The following is an 18,916-nucleotide window of genomic DNA, read 5'->3' as shown; positions in this document are numbered from 1 at the left end:
ACTACATCGCCAGATCGCTGCTCGAGACCGGCGGGTTCAGACCCCAACTACACCCTGGATCATGATGAGCCACTTTCAGGCCATCCACGCCTGAAGGAACATCAACGAAGGAGACGAGATGAAGAAGTCCATCTGGACTACCAGCATGGCCGCTACCGCAGCGGCGAGCATGCTCGCGCTGACCGCCTGCGGAGGCACCGCGGAGGAGGAAGACGCACAACCCGCGCCCTCGCAGACGGCGTCCGAGGCGGCGGCTGCGCCGTCGACATCGTCCGAGTCATCGAATATGGACATGGGCATGGATCATGGTTCCGGGGGTATGGCCGGGCACAATCCCGAGGGCGGGCCCCCGCCCGAGGGCATCGAGGCCGCAGCCGATCCCACCTATCCGATCGACTCGACGGCGGTTCTCACCGCTGACCACATGCCCGGCATGGCGGGGTCAGAGGCGACGATCACCGGTGCCTTCGACACGACGGCCTACTCGGTGAGCTACACGCCCACAGATGGTGGCGAGCCCGTCGTCGACCACAAGTGGGTCGTGCACGAGGAACTGGAGAACCCCGGTGAGGCACCGCTGCCGGAGGGCACCGAGGTCGTGCTGAATGCCGATCACATGCCCGGCATGAACGGCGCCGAGGCGACGATCGAGAGCTCGACCGAGGAGACCGTGTACATGGTCGACGTCGAGATGGACGGCATGGAGATGACCAACCACAAGTGGTTCGTCGAAAGCGAGCTCCAGCCCGCCGAGTAAGCGTGAAAGGGGCGGTGTCCCGGCCCGCGCGTCTTCACGAACTCTTCATGGCTTCGCCCTTCCGCCTCCTGCCGGTCGCTGTCTATGGTCAACGGAGCGGGTTGGTGCCTGCCAGCCCGCTCCGTTCGGATCGACAGAAAGAGCGAGACCATGACTCATCACGTGAGCTCGATGCTGGAGACGTACCCGAAGGATCTCGGCGGCATCGACACCCAGAAACTGGCCGAATGCATCGAGGCCTGCTTCGAGTGCGCGCAGACCTGCACCGCCTGCGCCGACGCCTGCCTGGCCGAGGACATGGTCGCGGAGCTGACCCAGTGCATCCGTCTGAACCTGGACTGCGCCGACCTCTGCGAGACCACCGGGAGGGTGCTCTCCCGCCAGACCGGCAACAACATCGACGTCAACCGCGCCGCGCTCGAAACGTGCCGGACGGCGTGCCGGTCCTGCGCCGAAGAGTGCGAAAAGCACGTGGATATGCATGAGCATTGCCGGGTCTGCGCGGAGGCGTGCCGGCGCTGCGAGATCGCCTGCGCGGATCTGCTGGCCTCTCTGGATTGAGACCGGCCTGCTCAGACCTTTGTTCGCCTTCCAGCAGGCTGAGGCTTGCCGCAGCAAGCTGGGGGCGAACCTCAACCGTGGGGGAGATGCCAACGGCGCCAAGCCACAACCAGGTGAGGATGACTGCGCGGTCTACCAGTGGCGTCCGGACCCAATAATCCATGGGTCGTGGGTTCGAGCCCCACAGGGCCCACCCCTTCTCTGAAGCCCCCGTGGTGACCAAGTCGCCGCGGGGGCTTTTGCGCGGGTGGAGGCTTGGTTGGCCTGGATGACATCTTCTACTGCAATTAGGTCATCTGAGGCCCTTGCGCTGTCCGACCCCGTCCATACACTCGAACATATGTTCGAATCATTGAGTGGATGGGTGGGGAGGTCGCGATCATGCCGACGATGATCGATCAGCCGATCTCGGTGGCCGTCGCCCCGGACGGTGAACCGCGGTCTTTCATGTGGGGTGCCTACGAGTACGAAGTCATAGGGGTCCCCCAGGCCTTTTTCCGCCGCCGCAAGTGGTGGCGTGAGGCCGGGGACCTGACCACCATTGACCAGGAACTGTGGCGAGTAGAGGCGTCCTGCGACAGCACCGAGTTCCGCCTCTACGACCTCCTCCGCAGACCCGACGGCGAATGGGCGCTCTACGTCCAGTGGGAGTGATCCCCGTCTGACCTGACCAAGGAGCCAGCAGAACCAGCACTCGAGTACGTCCATGCCCTTCACGCACTTGCACGTCCATTCCGGATTCTCCGCCCATTACGGCACCACTTCCCCGGAGCGTCTGGTGCAGTTGGCAGCAGACCAGAAGTCCTCCGCACTCGCCCTGACCGACCGGGACGGGTTGTACGGGGCCGTCAAGCACGTCGGAGCCTGTCACCAGGCAGGCATCGCTCCTGTCCTCGGGGCCGACCTGGCGGTCCGGGGCGACGACGGCGCCCCGCTGGGGCGCGTCGTCGTCCTCGCCCACGGGCGCCTCCACGGGGCCGGGTACGCCGCACTGTGTCAGGCGGTGTCGGCGGCACACGCCGTTGACACTAAGAACCCTTCGATCAGCAGGAATGACCTGGCCGAATGCATCGCCCACGGGCGCCCTCTCTCTCACGGGGAACGTCGCAGCAACACCGGCGGTTCCAGCTGCAGCGGGGACAGACCCGTGACGCAGGAGCCGCACTCACCTCATGCTCCTCTGCTGAGCATTCTGGTGGGGCCGGGCTCCGACGTCGGCCGCCTCGTGGAGAACCGCAGGTTCGGCCCGGCCCGGAAGGCGTTGGAGGGATGGATGCAGGCATTGCCTCCTGGCTGTTTGAACATTGAGGTGGTCTCTCGGCTGGCCGAACCCGGTCGGCCAGGCAGCGTCACCCCCGCAACACGCATGCTGGGGTTGGCCGAGGCGTCGTCGTTGCCCGCCGTGCTGACCAATGCGGTGCGCTACGGGACCCCGGATGAGGCGGTCACGGCAGATCTGGCCGATTCCACCCGCACGCTGCTGCCTCTGGATCAGGTCGACCAACTGGATCCCACCGGCCAGGCCTGGCTGAAACCGGAACCGCTGATGCACCGGATCGCGCGCATGGTGGTCACGGTCGGCGACCACCAACGCACGGCCGCCGATCTGCTCGAAGCCACCGAACGCCTGAGTGAGCGCTGCGCCCTGGACCCCCTCGAGGACCTGGGGTGGGGTGTGCCCAAGATGCCCGAGGCCTCCGTGATCGGTGTCAACGGGGACCCCATGACCACGCTGTGGGAGCGGGCGCGAGCGGGGGTCGAGGTCCATTACCCCCGGGCCACCCGTCGTCGACGACGCGAGGTGGAGGACCGTTTGGCCCACGAGATGGCCACGGTGGAGCACCTTGGTTTCCCGTCGTACTTCCTGACCGTGGCCCGGGTGGCAGAGATCATCCGTTCCATGGGTATCAGGATCCAGGCCCGCGGTTCCGGGGTGGGGTCGGTGTTGAACTACCTGCTGGGGACCTCCGGGGTGGAGCCGTTGTCCAACGGTTTGTTGTGGGAGCGTTTCCTCTCCCCCGAGCGATTGAGCCTGCCGGACATCGATCTGGATGTGGAGTCGGCCAGACGGCACGAGATCTACCACCGGTTGTTCAAGGAGTTCGGGGAGCAACGGGTTTCCTTGATGTCGATGACCAACACCTACCGGTCCCGCGGTGCCGTGAGGGACGCCGGCCTGGCCCTGGGGCTGCCGGAGGAACAGATCGACCGGATCGCCAAGGAACTGTGGCGTTTCGACGCCAAGCATTTCCGCCGAGCCCTGGCCGAGAAACCCGAGCTGGGTGAAATCGCCCAACAGGTGCGGGAGTCCGAACAACTGGATCTGCTGGTGGAGTTGACCCAGCGGCTGGATTCCCTGCCCCGGCACATCTCCATGCATCCGTGCGGCGTGATCCTTTCGGACACGTCCCTGCTCAACCGCACCCCCGTGCAGAACAGCGGGCTGGGGTTGCCCATGTCCCAGTTCGACAAACACGACATGGACCCCATGGGCCTGATCAAACTCGACATCCTGGGAGTCCGAATGCAGTCCTCCATGGCGTTCGCCCTGGAGGAGATCCGGCGCAACACCGGCGAGCGCATCAATCTGGACCGTATCCCTCTGGACGATGAACCGACCTGCGAGACCATCCGCACCACCCACACGTTGGGGATCTTCCAGGTGGAGTCCCCCGGACAGATGGAGCTGGTGGGCAAGTTGCAACCGGAACGGTTCAACGACCTGACCGTGGACATCAGTCTGTTCCGCCCCGGGCCGATGAAGTCCGACATGCCCCAGCGCTACCTGGCCGCCCGCCACGGGTATGCCCGCCCGGACTACATTCACCCCCGGCTCAAACCGTTCCTGTGGGAGACCAAGGGCGTGGTGGTCTTCCACGAACAGATCATGCAGATCCTGGACGAGATCACCGGGTGCGGTCTGGGCAAAGCCGATGTCTACCGCCGCTGGTTGGGCAATCCAGACAAGATGCCCGCCATCCAGGAGCTCGTCTACACCCGGGGCGCAGAACGCGGGTTCCCACGGGGCGTACTCGACAAGGTCTGGAACATCCTGGAAGGGTTTGGTTCCTTCGGTTTCGCCAAGGCGCATGGCGCAGCCTTTGCCCTTCCCACGTACCAGAGCGCCTGGTTGAAGACCCATCACCCGGCGGAGTTCCTGGCAGGATTGTTGACCCATGATCCAGGGATGTGGCCCAAGGACCTGTTGGTTGCCGAGACCCGCAGGCTGGGCATCCCCCTGCTCCCGTTGGATGTGCAACATTCCGGGTTGGACTACGCCACCGAGCCTTTACCTGACGGTCGGACCGGGATCCGCATGGCCTTGGGCGAGCTCATGGGCAGTTCCGAGGCCGAACGCACCCGGATCGCCGGTGCCCAGCCCTTCAAGACCCTTCACGATTTCCGCGACCAGGTCCGCCCCCGCCGCACCACGTTCGAGAACCTGGCACGGGTGGGTGCCTTGGACTCGTTCATCGGTTATGAACGACGACGACGCCACGACCTGCTGACCTACGTCCGATCCATGACCGCGTCTGCGGAACAGGTTCCCCACGGGCAGTTGTCCTTCGACTTCGCCGTGCCCGTCCCGGAGCTCTCCGGGGTGACGGCACTGGACCTGCACGGTCAACGACAGGTGGATCTGGAACTCCAGCAACTCGGATTGGGTGTGACCGAACACCAGATGCAACGGTTCCATCCGCTGTTCCGTCAGCTGGGGGTGGTCCCCGCCAAGAGGCTCGTGGAGTTGCCGGACAACACCGAGGTGCTGATCGCGGGGGTCCGTCGCGCCACCAACACCCCACCCATGCGTAGCGGCAAACGGGTGGTGTTCGTGAGCCTGGACGACGGCACAGGGCTGTCGAACATCGTGTTCTTCCCCGATGCCCAGGAACGCATCAAGAACAAGGTGTTCCGAACCAACTACATGTTGGTCCGCGGGGTCACCAGGCGGCAGGGTGCCCGCGGGATCAGTGTGGTAGGTGACATGGCCTGGGACCTGTTAACAACCCAGCGACAGGAGGACGTGCTGACATCAGGGCGCGTCTGGTCATATGCAAGCTAGGGGTCTGAGCGCGAACCCTGCGGCGTGACATCGAAACCCTGCGCGAGCTCGGGTATCCCGTGGAAACGCTCAAAGGCCCGGGAGGAGGCTACCGACTCGGCACCGCAGGCAAGCTTCCGCCTCTCGTTCTCGACGACGACCAGGCCATCGCCATTGCCCTCGCACTTCAGACCGCTCCAGCCACGGTCACGGGCATCGACGACGCTGTGGGGCGTGCACTGACCACACTCCGTCAGGTGATGCCCGCGCGTCTGAGAGCTGCAAGTGAAGCGTTCGAGGTCACGAGCTTGCGCAACTACTGGGACTTCGCTGCCCCGCCCGTCGACGTCGCCACCCTCCAGGCCGCTGGGTCCGCGATCCGCACCAACCACACGCTTCGCTTCGACTACGCGGAACCGGACGGTCACTTCCTGGCACCTGCGGATCCGGGATTTCCCCCTCCCGCAGAAATCGAACCTCATCACCTGGTGGTGTGGGCCGGGCGTTGGTACCTCATCGTCCGAGAACCTGTCGCTGCCACCTGGGCCACCTACCGTGTTGATCGCATCAGGCCGAAGGCCGCCGTGGGCCGTTCCTTCACTCCGCACCCTCTTGGGTCCGATGATCTGGCGCGACTCGTCGTGCAGAACCCAGACAGGGGCGACACTCCGGGGCAATGGCAATGCGTCGGGACCGCAACCCTGGATCTGCCCGCAGACCTCGTCGCCCGGTGGGCGCCCGGAGGGTCCGTGGTGACACCCGTCGATCCGAAGCACTGCCGCCTCACCATCGGAGGCTGGTCCTGGGTCGGGATTGCGGGGCTCTTCATCACCTTCGACAGCAACCTGGCAGACATCACCCCGCCCGAGCTTGCCGACGCTTTCGCAACGATCAAACGCCGTCTTTAGCTTTCCCGCTTGTCGTCACCGCCGCCCGTCTGACCAGAGTGCCAAGATGACCCCATGGCACACCCACCGCACGGCCCGAGTCGCAAGGCCACATCGCCCGAAACCCTAGGTGCCCCAGACCAGCCCGTCACGTTGGTGTGGTTCCGTGACGATCTGCGGATCACTGATCACCCCGCACTGACCGCCGCGCGTGGCGACGGGCCGGTGGTCGCGGTGTGGATCCGTGAGGAGCGCGACGACGACGGCCTGGGGCCACGGCCGCTGGGAGGTGCGGCGCGGTGGTGGGCCCATCGTTCGCTCGAGGTGCTGCACGGAGAGCTTGAGGCGCTCGGCATTCCCCTGCTGTTCGCCGCGGGGCGGGCGGCTGATGTCCTGCCCCAGATTGCACGAGGACTGGGTGCTGACACAGTGCGCTGGTCGCGCCGCTACGCACCGGCGTCGCGGGAGCTGGACGCGCGGATCAAGGCCGCACTGCACCGGGACGGGATGACCGTGCACAGCCATCCGGGTTCCTTGCTTGTCGAACCCTGGCAGGTGAGCACCGGCGCCAACGAGCACTACAAAGTCTTCACACCCTTCTGGAAGGCGGCCCGCGAATTCCCAACGGGCGAGGCGCTGCTCGCCCCACAACGACAGACACCGCGGCACGACCTCTACCCTCGTATCGACGGATTGTGTGACGCCGGCGTCGTCAAGGACCTGGATGCCCTCGGCCTCCTGGACGGCACCGGCACAGGCCAGGGCGAATCGCCTGCGGCCCGCACACCCCGATGGTGGGCGGACACAGTGGCCCGGCACTGGACCCCGGGCTGCGCTGCCGCGCTGGATGAGCTGGGTAACCTGAGCCACGCCGTCGACGGGTACACCGACACCCGTGACCTTCCCGCCGATCGGCATGGCACCACCAGGCTGTCCCCGCGGTTGCGCCATGGTGAGCTCTCCCCGCGCCAGCTGCTCCAAGCGGTCGCCCAGGACCCCCATCTTCCTGACGACGACCGTGAAGCCTGGGTCCGCCAGCTCTACTGGCGCGAGTTCGCGTGGCACCTGACCTACCACCACCCCGGAGTCGAGAGCCGCCCCATGCGCCCGGAGTTCGAGGTCTTCCCCTACGAACCCGACGACGACGCCCTGCGCGCCTGGCAACGCGGGCGCACCGGTGTTCCCCTGGTGGACGCGGGAATGCGCCAGCTGTGGCAAACAGGCTGGATGCACAACCGGGTCCGCATGGTCACGGCCAGCTTCCTGACCAAGAACCTCCTGCAACCCTGGTGGCACGGCGAACAGTGGTTCTGGGACACCCTGGTGGACGCGGACGAGGCGAACAACGCCGTCTCCTGGCAGTGGGTGGCCGGCTGCGGGGCCGATGCCGCACCGTACTTCCGGGTCTTCAACCCCCAGACCCAGCGCGAGCGGTTCGACCCCCAGGACGCGTATGTGCGCGAATGGCTGGGCTCACAGCCCGAGGAAGAGCCCATGGTGGACCTCAAAGAATCCCGCCGGCAGGCGTTGGACGCCTACGACGTCATGAAGCATCGTTCGGGCCGCTGACCTGGCCCGTCCCGGTGGATTTGCGCTCGGCTGCGGCCAAGATGTTGCGCGCCATGGACGGGAAGATGAATCCGTGGAAGGGGTAGACCCCCCACCAGTAGGCCTTGCCCAGGATCCCGCGCGGGAAGTAAATGGCCCGCTGTCGGTACTCCGTGCCCCCGTCCTTGGGGACCGCTGACATTTCCAACCAGGCCTGTCCCGGGGCCTTCATCTCGGCGTGCAACAGCAGGGTCCGCCCGCCGTCGTCGGTGTTCGTGATGGCTTCGACCCGCCACCAGTCGACGGCATCGCCCACGGCCAGTCGCTGCCGGTGGCGGCGGCCGCGGGTCAGGCCCACCCCGCCCGCCAGTTTGTCCATGACCCCGCGCACCGACCACGCGAGCCCCCAGGAGTACCAGCCGTTGTCGGCACCCACGGACTGAATGACCTCCCACACGGCGTCCGGGGAGGCTGCACCCCAACGGTGACGCTCATCCACATAGGTCGCGCGCCCGGACCAGTCGGGGTCGGAGGGCAACGGGTCCGACGGCGGTGTGTTGGCCGCGCTGGCCCACGTGGTCTCCACGTCTTCCGCGGCGATCTTGCCCAAGGCCAGTTGGACGGCCCGGCGATAACCGGTCAAACCACCTTCAGGCGGGGGGATGTAGCCGTCGATGTCGTGCTCGGTGGTCACCGCGTCGTGCTGCAGGGACTGAACCAGAGGCACGGCCAAAGGGTGAGGGATGGGGGTGGTCAGGGCAACCCACCACCCGGCCAGTGTGGGCGCAGGAATGGGCAGGGCGTAGATGTAACGCTGATTCAGGTGGGCCTCGTGTGCGTAGCCGTACATGATGGCCCCGTACGTCAGGACCTCGCGGGAACCAAGACCGAACCGGCGATTGAGACCGGCGGGCAGCTCCGGCGCATGCACCAGGTAGTGCAACAAGTCCCGGACTGCGATCGGCTCGATCTTGCGCAGCACCCAACTGGGGGCGGGCATCACGGGAAGGTTCTCCGTGAGGTGCCGGATCATCTCGAACGACGCTGATCCGGACCCGATGACCACACCCGCCTCGAACACGACCGCGGGGACCTCACCCTGCAGCAGGATGTCCCCGACCGCGGTCCGCGAGCGCATGTGCTGCGAGAGCTTCACGCCTTCCGGGTGCAGACCACCCAGATAGACGATGCGTTGCACCCCCGCACGAGCGGTGGCGGCGGCGACGGTTCGGGCCATGTCGCTTTCGGTCTGTTCGAAGGCGGCACCGGAGGACATCGAATGCACCAGGTAGTAGAGGGTCTCCACGTCCTGACAAGCCCGTTCAACGGACTCGGCATCTCCGAGGTCCCCCTGCACGATCTCCACCTGATCGTGCCAGGGCACTCCCGAGAGCCGCTGCGGCGAGCGGACCAGCACCCGGACCGTGTAGCCCGCTTTGAGGAGTCGGGGCACCAGGCGCCCGCCCACGTAACCGGTGGATCCTGTGACGAGCACGCGTGAAGTCATATGGTCAGTATGCCGCCGGGCGCCGACACGCACACCGTCTGGGGCGTACCGAATGTGAGGTCCGCTCTCACAGAACCCGAACACCCGGCACCACGTCCGCGTGATCGGCGGCCACGGCTCGCACGCATTCCAGCGCGTACCGTGCCGCGGGGTTCTGCGCCACAGCGCGGCGCGTCCGCACCTGGATCCGTCGGCGTGGCCGGTCACCTGCCAGGGGGATCGACACGACATCGGCGCGGATGCGCTGGGTCACCAGCGATGGCTGCACGCTCACGTGATCACCGGCCGCGAGAAATCCCAGGACCGCCTCGAAATCCGACGGGTTGACCTCCACGTGCGGTGTGAACCCCGCTGCCTTGCAGGCAGATGCGATCACGCCGAACCACACGGAATCGAGTGGGTCGTCGGTCACCCAGGGCAGGTCCGCGAGTTCGCCGAGCGCCACATGTTCCCGCGCGGCCAGTGGGTGGGTGGCACCGACCAGCGCCACGTAGCCCTCCTCGAGCACGTCGGTCGATTCCCATTCCGGGCCGAAATCACCCGCCGTTGCGTCGACGATCGCGACATCGCCGCGGTAGGCCGCATCGCCTTGCGTGCAGTCCCGCAGTTGCAGCGTCAGCGCCAGATCCGGGAACGCTTGGCGCACCTCGCTGGCCACGCGTGGCAGCCACGTGGCGGCCACGGAACCCACGTAAGCAAGGGACAAGGATCCGGTCCTTCCCGACTTCAACTCTTGGGCCAGTCTTTCGACGTCGGCCAGGGCCTCCAGTGCCCGGTCGGCCCGGTCGGCCAGGGCCTTGGCGGCCGGAGTGATTACAACACCCCGGCCCGAACGTTCCACCAGCTCCAACCCGGTCTGATGCCGAAGCGCCGCCAGGTGCTGGCTGACCGCCGACGGGGTGTAACCCAGGGCCTCCGCGCTGGCCCGGATGGATCCGGTTTCGACGACGGAACGCAGCACGCGCAGTTTGACAGGATCGAGCATGCGGCCAGCGTAAAACAGTTCAGTACGACTGAACAGAAGGCAAGAAACGTTCGCTTGTCCTATGTGGTTGGCGGCCGCAGGCTCGAACCATGAACACCACACTCACCGGCCTCTTCGTCGTCGCTGCCATAGCCGTCATCACCGCGGTGCTGGGTGTCGCCTCCAGGGCCCTGGCGCGACGCTGGACCCGCGGTCAGGAGGTCACCGAACCGTCGGCAGAGCGGCCACTGGCCACGGATCCGTATTCGTGGCGGGAGGCGCGCGAGCGGCAGGTGCAGCGCCGCAATGCGGAAAATGCCGTTGATCGGATGCGCCGTGAAGCCCAGGTTGCACAGAAGGGCCTTCCGGATATTCGGAACGTGCCGCGGTGACCCCCAGATCCGTGCGGGCTAGCGTCGCTTCACCAGGCGATCTGTAATCCCGGCAGGTCGTCGAACACACGCTCCAGGAGCAGACCACTCACGCTCCGCCCTCCCACGCACCGATCTCGTCGTCGGGAAGGGGATCGAAGAACGAGTCGGGGACGGAATAGGTGCCGAATCCAAGTTCACGTTCGCCGCTGTCCAGTGAGCATGAAGCCCGTCCCTTACGCGGTCCCGTACGTGCTCAGGTACCGCTGGATCCGCTCCGAATCCGAGGCGAAGAACTCCTCCGGGGTTCCGTCGAAGCCCACGGAGCCATCCGCCAGGAAGATGACGCGCTTGGCCACCTGGCGGGCGAACTCGATGTTGTGGGTGACCACCACGAGCGAACGACCTTCGGAAGCCAGGTCGACCATCACCCGGGTGACGTCGGCGGCCAGTTCCGGGTCCAGGGCGGAGGTGGGTTCGTCGAACAACAGGTAGTCCGGGTCCACGGCCAAGGCCCGGGCGATCGCCACGCGCTGCTGCTGACCGCCCGAGAGATTGTCCGGATACTCGTCCAGACGATCGCCCATGCCCACCCGGTCAAGAACCTCCTGGGCGCGCTCGCGAGCCTGAGCCTTGGAGAGCTTTCCGTTGAGCACCGGAGGCAGGCTGACGTTGTCCACCACGGTCTGGTTGGGGAACAGGTTGTACCCCTGGAAGACCATCGCGGAGTGCTTCCGGACAGATCGGATCTGGGCGTCCGTGAGACGACCGCCGAACGTGACGGCGTCGTCGTTGATGCTCAGGGAGCCGGTCTCCGGGAACTCCAGCAGGTTCATGAACCGCAGCAGCGTGGACTTGCCGGAGCCCGAGGGGCCCAGGATCACCGTGGTTTCACCGTCGCGGACGGTGAGGGAGGCGTCTTGGAGCACCTGGTTGTCGCCGAAGGCCTTGGAAACGTTCTTCAACTCAAGCATTGGTGCTCCTGACGTAGCGGTTGGAGACCTTCTCGGCACGTCCCTGGATCCAGGACAGGACGGTGAAGATGATCAGATAGATCAGCGCCACCTCCATGTAGAGGGCCAGCGGCTGGAAGGTGGTGGCCGCGATCTGGCGACCCACCTGGAACACGTCGGCCAGGGTGATGACCATGACCAGTGACGTGCCCTTGACCAGGTCGATCAGGTCATTGCCCAGGGGAGGCAGCGCGATCCGCAGCGCCTGCGGGGCGATCACGTGCCGGAGCGTCTGCCAGCCGGTGTAGTTCAGCGTCTTGGCCGCCTCGATCTGTCCGCGGGGGATCGACTGCACGGAGGCGCGAAGGGTTTCGGCCGCGTATGCGCCCGTGTTCAGCGTGAACGCGATGATCGCGGAGACCCACGCGGAGAGCGTGATCCCGATGGCCGGCAGTCCGTAGAAGATGATGAACAGTTGAACCAGGATCGGGGTGCCGCGGAACAGCCACACGTAGAACCGGGACAGCCATTGCAGCGGTTTCACCCGGCCCATGCGCATGGCCGTGGCGATCACGGCCACGATCAGTGCCAGGACGAAGGCCAGCGCGCTCAGCGGGATGGTGACCGTGAGCGTGGCCAGGAGCAGTTGGGGCAGCGATTCTGCCCAGAGGGAGAAGAGTTCAGTCATGATTCCGGGGTGAGGTCGATGGACACGTAATCCCGGAAGATCTTGGCCAGATCTCCGTTGTCCATGTGGGTTTGCAGGGATTTGTCGATCGCGGCGCGCAGGTTGTCCTGCCCCTTGGGCATGAGGATCGCCGATTCGGCGGGCTCACCGAGCACACCGTCCAGCAGCCGGATGTCGACGTCGGGGCGCTGTTGGGAGAACGCCTCGAAGGTCACGAAGTCGTTGCCGGTCATGTCCACGCGCCCGAAGGAGACCAGCATGACGGCCTCGTCGAAGCCGGTCACGGGCACCAGATCGGCTCCGGCCTTGGCCATTTCCTGGCCGAAGTTGGAGGTCTCGGTCTGGGCCGCCGAGTGACCGGCGATCTCGTCGACGGACTGCAGCAGAGAGTCGTTCGCCACCCCCACCTTGCCCTCGCTCACGGCGTAGGGGACCGAGAAGTCGAAGACCTCCTGGCGCTCGGCCGTGGGCGCGATGTTGTTGATCACGATGTCGTACCGTCCGGCATCCACACCTGCGATCAGAGAGTCCCACTGGGTCTCCACGTACACCGGCTCGACGCCCAGATCGGCTGCGACCAGGTCAGCGATCTCCTTCTCGAAGCCCACCAGCTTCCCGGAGGAATCGTGGTACCCGTACGGCTGGAAGGTGCCTTCCATTCCGATGCGGATTTCGCCGGCGGACCGGATGGTCTCCAACAGGTCGCCCTGCGGGCCGGAGTCCGCCGATTCGTCGTCGCCGGAGCAGGCTGCCAGGGCGAGGCTCAGCGCCCCGATACCGGCTCCTCCCAGGAGACGACGGCGGGTGGGGCGCAGGTCCGCGACCTGTGTCAGTACGCCGGGGGTGTCAGGCCGCATCGATCGCACGGGTCAGGTCCTCGATCAGGTCTTCCGCTTCCTCGATGCCGACGGCCACGCGCAGCAGGCCGTCGGGAATCTGCGCCAGTTCGCGGTCTTCGGCCGAGTAGGCGCCGTGGGTCATGGAGGCGGGAAGGCAGATCAGGGATTCGATCCCGCCCAGGCTCACGGCGAAGCCGAACACCTTGAGTTCGGCCAGGAATTTGCGGACATCCTTGCCGTCGGCGAGTTCGAAGGCGAACACGGCACCCGGTCCGGAGGCCTGCTCGGACTGGATCCGGGCCTCGTCCTCGCTGAACGACCCCGGAACCAGCACGCGGCTCACGCCCGGGTGGTTGTTCAGCGCCTCCACGATGCGGCTCGTGTTCTCCTGCTGCCGGTCCAGCCGCAACCCCAGGGTCTTGACGTTCTGCAACAGACGGTAGGAGTCGATGGGGGACAGAACCCCACCGGAGATCACCTGCGACTGGGCAACGGTGGCGGCCAGGTCGCCGTCGTTGGTGGCCACCACACCGGCCAGGAGGTCACCGTGGCCACCCAGGTACTTGGTGGCCGACTGGACGGTCAGGTCTGCCCCCAGCTCCAGGGGCCGCTGCAGGTACGGGGTGAGGAACGTGTTGTCCACGACCACCAACGCGCCGTGAGCGTGGGCCAGATCCGCGATGCGGCGGATGTCGGCCACACGCAGCGTGGGATTGGTGGGGGTCTCCAGGAACACCATCTTGACGGAATCCGTGAAGTGGTCCTCCGTCAGCTGGTTCAGGTCCGGGACAAAGGTGGTGGTCACGCCGCGCTTGGGCAGTTCGATCGTGGCCCAGCGGTAGTTTCCGCCGTAGACCGGCAGGCCCATGATGACTTCGTCACCGGAGGCCAACATGCCCAACACGGAGCCGGTGGCGGCCATGCCCGTGGCAAACGCGAACGCGTGCTTGGAGCCTTCGACGGCGGCCAGGGTGGTCTCCGCGTCGGTGCGCGTGGGGTTGGAGCCACGCTGGTACTCGAACTCGCCTTCCCCGCCCTCGGAGGGCTGAAGGAAGGTGGACGCCGGGTAGATCGGCGGGGTCACGGCGCCCTTTTCGACGTCGTGCAACGCGTGGATGACGCGGGTGGTGAAGCCTGGCACTGTGCCTCCTGGCTGGGGGACGAAGATCTGATTCTCGCCCTCCCCAGCGATGCGGGCCAGCGAAATAGTCCCGCCGAGGCGCCGGTGTGAGCTTCGCGTCAGGATTTGTGACTCCTGGTGTCCTGACCCTGGAAGTTTCCTGGATGGCGGCTTCAGCCCTTGTGCCCGTCGGCCACCTTCAACCACACGACTCCCGAGATGATCACGGCCAGCCAGACCGCCCGTGACGGAGTGAGGACTTCGTCGAACAAGACCGGCCCCAGTACGGCTGCGCCCACCGCGCCGATCCCCGCCCAGACCGCGTAGCCGATGCCGACGTCGATCCCCCGGAGGGCGCGGCTGAGGCAGAACAGCGTCAGCAGGAAGAACACAACGGCCACGACGGACCAACTGAGCACGACGATCCCGATTCCCGCGATGGAGGTCCACAGCGCGTACCCCACGCCGACGTCGAAGGTGAGCAGGGCGAGACTCAGGAAATAGGTGGCGATGCCACCGCTGATCAGAGTCACCACGGTCCACCCCACGCGGGTGAAGCCCTGCGCCAAGCCGGCAGCCAGGGCAACGGTGATCTCGAAAACGATGGCGACGGACAGGAACAACCAGCTCACAACGGCTCCTTGTATACGGTGACGGCGGGGCACGGCACTGGATTCACCCCTGATTCACCGAGGTGTGCGAATCACTGGGTCCCGCGGCGTATCGAGGATCGGACCTGACACCGGTGTCAGGTGCAAGCTCTCTACCGGAGGACGACATGCGGATTGGCGAACTGGCGGAGTCCACAGGGGTCAGTGCGCGGTCCCTGCGCTACTACGAGGCGCAAGGACTGATCCGCTCCTGCCGGAGTCCGGGCGGGTGGCGTGACTTCGGTGAGGACACCGTGGAGCGGGTGATCCTGATCCAATACTTGTTCGCCGCGGGGTTGGGCAGCCGCACCATCGACCAGGTGCTGCCGTGTCTGGAGGCTCCCCTGGAGGAGCGGACCGGCGTGCTGGAGGACCTTCTGGAACGGGAAGTCAGCCGGTTGGAGGAGCGCCGCCGGGACCTGGACCGTGAACTCGACACCCTTCGGGCGCTGCAGTCCGAAACGCGGGTCGACACCGTGAGGACGTCATGGCGTCTTGAACCTGACACCGGTGTCAGGGCTGAGCATCAGGGCATGACGAATACATGTGACCCCGCCGAACCCACGTCCAACACCCCGGCCGTTCGGCAACTGCGCCTGGTGATCGAGGCCGCCGACTTCGACGCGGCGCGGGCGTTCTTCCAGGACGCCTTGGGAATGTCGGCCCTGGCGGCCTTCTCCGAAGCCGACGACGCACAAGTCGTCATCCTGGACGCCGGCCGCGCGACTCTGGAGATCACCAATCCCGCGCACAAACGATTCATCGACGACGTCGAGGCGGAGGGGCGGCCCAGCACCCCAATTCGTCTCGCTCTGGAGGTCGACGACACGGCGGCCGTGACGCAACGGGCGGTCGACGGCGGTGCCCAGCTGACGGCCGAGCCACGGCTGACCCCGTGGCTCTCCGTCAACGCCCGGTTGGCGGCGCCGTCCCTGCCCGACCTGGACCTCACGCTGTTCCAGGAGACCATGGAAAGCGACCACTGAGGGCCCTTCGATAACAGCCGCGTGCCCGCCACGTCATGTTCTGCCGAGCCATTGAGGGCGTACCCGGGCTGTCCTAGCCTGGCCACGTCTCACCACGGTGGGCTCGGCAACGGGAACGCGGCGATGGAGGTAGCAATGAAGAAGGCATCCACGGCAACGGTGGTCCTGGCACTCATGTTCGCCCTCTCGGCGTGCGGCGGTGGAACCGGCGGCGGTTCCGACGGTGGAACAGAAACCAGCGCGCCTGCGTCGTCGGCGTCCGCGGAATCCACTGAGTCGACAGGGTCCAGCGCGTCCACGAGCCCGAGCGCAGAGACCGGCGCCCCTGCGGCACCTACCGCAACAAGCGCGGCCCCCTCCACCGAACCCACGACGGCGGAACCCTCGGCCACGTCGTCGGCGACTTCTACGTCGTCGACCGAGCCCACGTGCTCAGGGATACCGGCGAATCAGGCAGTCGCGGACAACCTGCCTCAAGTCCCGGAGTACGACTCTGGCCTCGGAGAAACGTGGGCGTGGGACGGGCAGACGGCCGCAACGGACACGTATGACGACTGCGCCGAGTTGTCCGCCGTCGCGGTGACGGTCGAGGGGGCCACGGCTTCCTCCCCGTACCAGATCCTGCTCTTCAGCAACGGCGAGTACATCGGTACGGCCAATGATGAGGCCTATGGGTTCTCCCCGCAGATCGTCCGCGTGGACGACTCCACGCTCCAGGTGACGTACGTGTGGCCCGGCCCCGAGGACGCCAACGCCAACCCGACCGAGTCCGCCGTCGCCACCTACACCGTGGACCCGGAATCCGACAGCGTGACGATGAGCGGAGAACTTCCGCCCTCCCAGTAGGTCTGCTGCCGGGGGCAGACGGAGATCACAGTGACTTCACGACCTCGACCAGGCGGGAATCGGAGGCGTACAGGGCCTGTGTGTCGAACGTGGATGCGGTGCTCATGATCTCGTCCGCTCCGGTCCGGGTGATCAATTCCTGCAGTCGGTCCTGGACGGTGTCCTCGGTCCCGGCGATGACGAACTCCAGCGCTTGGTCCACGTACTCCGCCTCGCGGGCGGCGAGGGGAGCCGGGATCGTCGTCGTCGGCACCAGGGGAGGGAAAGCGCCCGTGAGCCGCGACTGTGCCATGGCCCACGCCTCCGGCAGCGCGAGCTCCCGGGCTTCGGACCCCGTGTCTGCCACGAAGATCTCCGCCGAAACCACTAGATACGGTTCCGGACATTCCGCGCTCGGCCGGAACGCGGCCCGGTACTCGTCGAACGGGGCGGGATCCGAAGCGATCAGCGGGCCACCGACGACGACGGGCAATCCCAGCTCGGCCGCGAACTTCAACCCGCTGCCGGTGCCCAGCACGAACACGGGAATGGTGCCGGGCAGGGACGGGCGCATGGTGATGTCGGCCCGGCCCGCCAGGTACTCACGGAGGCTGGCGATGTCCCGGAGGAAGTCGGACGGTTCTGCCTGGGTCGCGCCCAACGCCTCACGCACCGGTTTGGTGAACCCCAAGGACCGGCCCACGCCCAGGTCGAAGCGTTCGCCGTGCAACGCCGTGAGGACGGCGAACTCCTCGGCCACGACCAGCGGCCGATGGTTGGGGAGCATGACCCCGCCGGAACCGACGCGGATCGTGTTCGTCGCGGCGGCGACGGCCTGAGCCATGAGCGCAGGCCTGCCCGAGGCCACACCCGGAACACCGTGGTGCTCAGAAACCCAGAAGCGGTGGTAGCCGACGGATTCCGCGTGCTGCGCGCGGGCGACGGTCTGCGTCAACGCAGCCGCGTCAGGTTGGTCCCGGCGCGTTCTGGAACGGTCCAGCATGGAAATTCGGACACTCATCAGGTATCCCAACGGCCTTGAGCTCCGGGTGATTCCGTGCTGTCAGGTTTTCCCCGCGCCCAGTCCGCCCAGGATGAAGCTGACGGTCACGTCACTGATCTCCTGCACCCGCGCGGGGTCCCGGTCGATGTGTTCGATGGTTCGCTCCATCGTGGCCACCATCAGGTCCAGGACGAGTGCCAGATCCCCGGGTTCGGGGATCTCTCGGCCCGCGACCGCCTGCTGCAGCAGGTCAAGGACCACGTTGACCATGACGTTCTTCTGCGCTTGGAACAGGTCGCCGTCCGCCGCGGTCGGTCTCTGACGCAGAGCCCAGACCGCCAAGGCGCCGTATGCCTTGTTGGCCACGTTCGCCAGGAGTAGCCGGATCAACCCCTCCAGTCGTTCCATGGCGGGCACGGAGGTCTCTGCCACCAGTGCCCCCAGAACCGGCTGGATCGCCGTGACGGCGGCCTCGGCCGAGGCCAACAGCAGCGACTCCTTGTCCGGCGCGTAGTTGTAGATCGCCGTCCGGGCGACACCGGCCCGCTTGGCGATCTCGGCCATGGACACGGACTCGATCCCTTGCTCGGCGATGAGCTCCTGAGTGGCCTGCAGCAAGGAGGCGTAGGTCCGCTCCTTGTGCTCAGCCATGTTGGCCGCATTGATCTTCGGCACGAGCCCACCTCCTTGAATGTGTTGCACACCACATTAGGTTGTCAGGGGGCTGATTTTGCCACGGGATCCCGATCGGGCCGACGACGGCGGGTCGCAAGCCGTCGGAATCACACCGACATTCTCCTGAAAATTGCCTTTGATCAAGGAAATCTATTTAGTGTTGGATTAGCCGCTGCTGATTCTTTCGACTTAATTGCAAAAGTTGCACATTCTTAGTGAATATCTGTCAGCAAAGGGGTAGGCCTGACTGTGAGTTGACCATCCGGTGGTGCGCTTTCCTCCCTGTCCTGCCCCCGCACCCCGGGTCTGACCAGTGAGGTAGCACCATGTCGGTATCCACCAAGGACCGCAGCACACCACAACCGGATCCCGAGTTCAGGGTGGATGCCACATCCAAACAGATGGTTCTGGGCAAAGGCTGGGTTCAAGCCATTGCCATGGTCATGCTTTTCGGTTTCTTCGTCATGGGGGCTCATCATGATCCAGGGTGTAGTTGGGGTCTGAACCCGCCGGTCTCGAGCAGCGATCTGGCGATGTAGT

General features: G+C 65.9%; 19 protein-coding genes. 10 read left to right on the top strand and 9 right to left on the bottom strand.

What is annotated here, in order from left to right; genetic code table 11:
* The first annotated feature begins 118 nt into the window (after nucleotides 1-118).
* The 6 genes from GWK18_RS12010 to GWK18_RS11985 all read left to right on the top strand — a co-directional run bounded on the left by GWK18_RS12010 (nucleotide 119) and on the right by GWK18_RS11985 (nucleotide 7,816).
* Nucleotides 119-757 (top strand): YdhK family protein, encoded by a 639-nt coding sequence (locus GWK18_RS12010; RefSeq protein WP_166835513.1) that lies wholly within the window; start codon nucleotides 119-121, stop codon nucleotides 755-757.
* Nucleotides 758-907: 150 nt separating this feature from the next.
* Nucleotides 908-1,318: a four-helix bundle copper-binding protein gene (locus tag GWK18_RS12005; protein ID WP_006214730.1), complete on the top strand. Its 411-nt coding sequence runs from the start codon at nucleotides 908-910 to the stop codon at nucleotides 1,316-1,318.
* 381 nt (nucleotides 1,319-1,699) lie between these two features.
* Nucleotides 1,700-1,972 (top strand): DUF6504 family protein, encoded by a 273-nt coding sequence (locus tag GWK18_RS12000; RefSeq protein WP_123826250.1) that lies wholly within the window; start codon nucleotides 1,700-1,702, stop codon nucleotides 1,970-1,972.
* Nucleotides 1,973-2,024: 52 nt separating this feature from the next.
* Nucleotides 2,025-5,381: a DNA polymerase III subunit alpha gene (gene dnaE / locus GWK18_RS11995; RefSeq protein WP_166835511.1), complete on the top strand. Its 3,357-nt coding sequence runs from the start codon at nucleotides 2,025-2,027 to the stop codon at nucleotides 5,379-5,381.
* Between the two features lie 17 nt (nucleotides 5,382-5,398).
* On the top strand, nucleotides 5,399-6,268 hold the full coding sequence (locus GWK18_RS11990) for a WYL domain-containing protein (RefSeq protein WP_280720471.1): 870 nt from the start codon (nucleotides 5,399-5,401) through the stop codon (nucleotides 6,266-6,268).
* A 54-nt stretch (nucleotides 6,269-6,322) separates the two neighbouring features.
* Nucleotides 6,323-7,816: a deoxyribodipyrimidine photo-lyase gene (locus tag GWK18_RS11985; protein WP_166835509.1), complete on the top strand. Its 1,494-nt coding sequence runs from the start codon at nucleotides 6,323-6,325 to the stop codon at nucleotides 7,814-7,816.
* Here the strand turns inward: GWK18_RS11985 and GWK18_RS11980 are convergent.
* Nucleotides 7,791-9,302, bottom strand: a complete 1,512-nt coding sequence (locus GWK18_RS11980) for an SDR family oxidoreductase (protein ID WP_166835507.1) — start codon at nucleotides 9,300-9,302, stop codon at nucleotides 7,791-7,793. The two genes, GWK18_RS11985 and GWK18_RS11980, sit on opposite strands and share 26 nt — an antisense overlap.
* A 67-nt stretch (nucleotides 9,303-9,369) precedes the next feature.
* A complete protein-coding gene (locus GWK18_RS11975) occupies nucleotides 9,370-10,287 on the bottom strand; it encodes a LysR family transcriptional regulator (RefSeq protein ID WP_166835505.1) in 918 nt (305 codons plus the stop codon).
* 89 nt (nucleotides 10,288-10,376) lie between these two features.
* On the opposite strand from GWK18_RS11975, the gene GWK18_RS11970 reads away from it, so the two are divergent.
* Nucleotides 10,377-10,658 carry a hypothetical protein gene (locus tag GWK18_RS11970; protein ID WP_166835503.1) on the top strand — a complete coding sequence of 94 codons (282 nt, stop codon included), beginning with the start codon at nucleotides 10,377-10,379 and terminating at the stop codon, nucleotides 10,656-10,658.
* 215 nt (nucleotides 10,659-10,873) lie between these two features.
* Here GWK18_RS11970 and GWK18_RS11965 read toward each other — a convergent pair whose 3' ends face one another.
* The 5 genes from GWK18_RS11965 to GWK18_RS11945 all read right to left on the bottom strand — a co-directional run bounded on the left by GWK18_RS11965 (nucleotide 10,874) and on the right by GWK18_RS11945 (nucleotide 14,869).
* Nucleotides 10,874-11,611: an amino acid ABC transporter ATP-binding protein gene (locus GWK18_RS11965; RefSeq protein ID WP_123826232.1), complete on the bottom strand. Its 738-nt coding sequence runs from the start codon at nucleotides 11,609-11,611 to the stop codon at nucleotides 10,874-10,876.
* Nucleotides 11,604-12,278 (bottom strand): amino acid ABC transporter permease, encoded by a 675-nt coding sequence (locus tag GWK18_RS11960; protein WP_123826230.1) that lies wholly within the window; start codon nucleotides 12,276-12,278, stop codon nucleotides 11,604-11,606. The genes GWK18_RS11965 and GWK18_RS11960 overlap by 8 nt, the downstream gene beginning before the upstream one ends.
* Complete coding sequence (locus tag GWK18_RS11955; RefSeq protein ID WP_166835517.1) at nucleotides 12,275-13,135, bottom strand: transporter substrate-binding domain-containing protein; 861 nt, start codon at nucleotides 13,133-13,135, stop codon at nucleotides 12,275-12,277. The genes GWK18_RS11960 and GWK18_RS11955 overlap by 4 nt, the downstream gene beginning before the upstream one ends.
* Nucleotides 13,125-14,258 (bottom strand): PLP-dependent aspartate aminotransferase family protein, encoded by a 1,134-nt coding sequence (locus tag GWK18_RS11950; RefSeq protein WP_166835501.1) that lies wholly within the window; start codon nucleotides 14,256-14,258, stop codon nucleotides 13,125-13,127. Before GWK18_RS11950 ends, GWK18_RS11955 begins: the two co-directional genes overlap by 11 nt.
* Before the next feature lie 152 nt (nucleotides 14,259-14,410).
* Nucleotides 14,411-14,869 (bottom strand): SMR family transporter, encoded by a 459-nt coding sequence (locus tag GWK18_RS11945; RefSeq protein ID WP_166835499.1) that lies wholly within the window; start codon nucleotides 14,867-14,869, stop codon nucleotides 14,411-14,413.
* A 146-nt stretch (nucleotides 14,870-15,015) separates the two neighbouring features.
* Between GWK18_RS11945 and GWK18_RS13245 the strand changes: the two genes are divergently transcribed.
* Together GWK18_RS13245 and GWK18_RS11930 are read left to right on the top strand one after the other, a co-directional pair.
* On the top strand, nucleotides 15,016-15,873 hold the full coding sequence (locus GWK18_RS13245) for a MerR family transcriptional regulator (protein ID WP_245193294.1): 858 nt from the start codon (nucleotides 15,016-15,018) through the stop codon (nucleotides 15,871-15,873).
* Between the two features lie 135 nt (nucleotides 15,874-16,008).
* Nucleotides 16,009-16,719, top strand: coding sequence for an LppP/LprE family lipoprotein (locus tag GWK18_RS11930; RefSeq protein WP_209280956.1), 711 nt, complete (start codon nucleotides 16,009-16,011; stop codon nucleotides 16,717-16,719).
* A 25-nt stretch (nucleotides 16,720-16,744) separates the two neighbouring features.
* On the opposite strand, the gene GWK18_RS11925 is transcribed toward GWK18_RS11930, so the two are convergent.
* Together GWK18_RS11925 and GWK18_RS11920 are read right to left on the bottom strand one after the other, a co-directional pair.
* Nucleotides 16,745-17,719 carry an MsnO8 family LLM class oxidoreductase gene (locus tag GWK18_RS11925; RefSeq protein ID WP_166835497.1) on the bottom strand — a complete coding sequence of 325 codons (975 nt, stop codon included), beginning with the start codon at nucleotides 17,717-17,719 and terminating at the stop codon, nucleotides 16,745-16,747.
* 42 nt (nucleotides 17,720-17,761) lie between these two features.
* The gene (locus GWK18_RS11920) at nucleotides 17,762-18,376 is read right to left on the bottom strand and encodes a TetR/AcrR family transcriptional regulator (RefSeq protein ID WP_166835495.1); all 615 of its coding nucleotides are present in this window, start codon (nucleotides 18,374-18,376) and stop codon (nucleotides 17,762-17,764) included.
* 326 nt (nucleotides 18,377-18,702) lie between these two features.
* Here GWK18_RS11920 and GWK18_RS11915 point away from each other — a divergent pair, with 326 nt between their 5' ends.
* Complete coding sequence (locus tag GWK18_RS11915; protein ID WP_166835493.1) at nucleotides 18,703-18,915, top strand: hypothetical protein; 213 nt, start codon at nucleotides 18,703-18,705, stop codon at nucleotides 18,913-18,915.
* Nucleotide 18,916 lies beyond the last annotated feature (1 nt).

It is taken from the genome of Kocuria sp. JC486, assembly GCF_011602805.1.
Taxonomy (GTDB): Bacteria; Actinomycetota; Actinomycetes; order Actinomycetales; family Micrococcaceae; genus Kocuria; species Kocuria soli.
The sequence above is the reverse complement of the archived record's forward strand: the minus strand, read 5'-3'. Positions and strand labels throughout refer to the sequence as shown.

Coding starts and splice junctions, on each gene's coding strand:
- GWK18_RS12000 (WP_123826250.1), top strand. CDS start 1,700: ATGCCGACGATGATCGATCAGCCGATCTCGGTGGCCGTCGCCCCGGAC.
- GWK18_RS11970 (WP_166835503.1), top strand. CDS start 10,377: ATGAACACCACACTCACCGGCCTCTTCGTCGTCGCTGCCATAGCCGTC.
- GWK18_RS11960 (WP_123826230.1), bottom strand. CDS start 12,278: ATGACTGAACTCTTCTCCCTCTGGGCAGAATCGCTGCCCCAACTGCTC.
- dnaE (WP_166835511.1), top strand. CDS start 2,025: ATGCCCTTCACGCACTTGCACGTCCATTCCGGATTCTCCGCCCATTAC.
- GWK18_RS11955 (WP_166835517.1), bottom strand. CDS start 13,135: ATGCGGCCTGACACCCCCGGCGTACTGACACAGGTCGCGGACCTGCGC.
- GWK18_RS11985 (WP_166835509.1), top strand. CDS start 6,323: ATGGCACACCCACCGCACGGCCCGAGTCGCAAGGCCACATCGCCCGAA.
- GWK18_RS11930 (WP_209280956.1), top strand. CDS start 16,009: ATGAAGAAGGCATCCACGGCAACGGTGGTCCTGGCACTCATGTTCGCC.
- GWK18_RS12005 (WP_006214730.1), top strand. CDS start 908: ATGACTCATCACGTGAGCTCGATGCTGGAGACGTACCCGAAGGATCTC.
- GWK18_RS11925 (WP_166835497.1), bottom strand. CDS start 17,719: ATGAGTGTCCGAATTTCCATGCTGGACCGTTCCAGAACGCGCCGGGAC.
- GWK18_RS11965 (WP_123826232.1), bottom strand. CDS start 11,611: ATGCTTGAGTTGAAGAACGTTTCCAAGGCCTTCGGCGACAACCAGGTG.
- GWK18_RS11975 (WP_166835505.1), bottom strand. CDS start 10,287: ATGCTCGATCCTGTCAAACTGCGCGTGCTGCGTTCCGTCGTCGAAACC.
- GWK18_RS12010 (WP_166835513.1), top strand. CDS start 119: ATGAAGAAGTCCATCTGGACTACCAGCATGGCCGCTACCGCAGCGGCG.
- GWK18_RS13245 (WP_245193294.1), top strand. CDS start 15,016: ATGCGGATTGGCGAACTGGCGGAGTCCACAGGGGTCAGTGCGCGGTCC.
- GWK18_RS11915 (WP_166835493.1), top strand. CDS start 18,703: ATGTCGGTATCCACCAAGGACCGCAGCACACCACAACCGGATCCCGAG.
- GWK18_RS11980 (WP_166835507.1), bottom strand. CDS start 9,302: ATGACTTCACGCGTGCTCGTCACAGGATCCACCGGTTACGTGGGCGGG.